Here is an 821-nt window from a genome sequence, read left to right on the forward strand (position 1 = left end):
ATGGTGATGGTTTGTGGCTCGCTCGCTAAACCTTCATTATCCAASGCRATRTARGTRAASGTGACGTCTTCRGAATCGCCATTGCTCAAGCCTTGGAAGTCGTCGCCCGGATCGAAAYTGTAYGAGCCATCGGCGTTAAACGTCAGGCTGCCTTTATCAGCAGGCACGTCRYYTTGYAGGGCGTAWGAGGCGATGGTGCCGTCAATGTCGGAGGCTTCAGGCACGTTACGTGAAATGGACGTATCTTCGTCGGTCATTTCATCCGCAGGCAGCGCCACAGACTTGTCGTTGATACCCGTCACCGTGATGGTGATGGTTTGTGGCTCGCTCGCTAAACCTTCATTATCCAACGCGATATAAGTAAAGGTGACGTCTTCRGAATCGCCATTGCTSARGCCTTGGAAGTCGTCGCCCGGATCGAAACTGTAYGAGCCATCGGCGTTAAACGTCAGGCTGCCTTTATCAGCAGGCACGTCGTCTTGCAGGGCGTATGAGGCGATGGTGCCGTCAATGTCTGACGCCTCAGGCACGTTGCGAGAGATGGAGGTGTCTTCRTCSGTCATTTCATCCGCAGGCAACGCCACAGGCTTRTCRTTRATSCCYGTCACYGTAATAGTGATGGTTTGTGGCTCGCTCGCTAAACCTTCATTATCCAACGCGATATAAGTAAAGGTGACGTCTTCAGAATCGCCATTGCTGAGGCCTTGGAAGTCGTCGCCCGGATCGAAAYTGTATGAGCCATCGGCGTTAAACGTCAGGCTGCCTTTATCAGCAGGCACGTCRYYTTGYAGGGCGTATGAGGCGATGGTGCCGTCAATGTC

1 protein-coding gene is annotated in these 821 nt (G+C 52.9%); it reads right to left on the bottom strand.

The window, feature by feature from the left end:
* Window positions 1-821, bottom strand: an 821-nt coding sequence (locus tag L4D05_RS24070; RefSeq protein ID WP_428795502.1) for a cadherin-like domain-containing protein, incomplete at both ends; no start/stop codon positions are given.

It is taken from the genome of Vibrio nomapromontoriensis (assembly GCF_050337205.1).
Lineage (GTDB): Bacteria > Pseudomonadota > Gammaproteobacteria > Enterobacterales > Vibrionaceae > Vibrio > Vibrio nomapromontoriensis.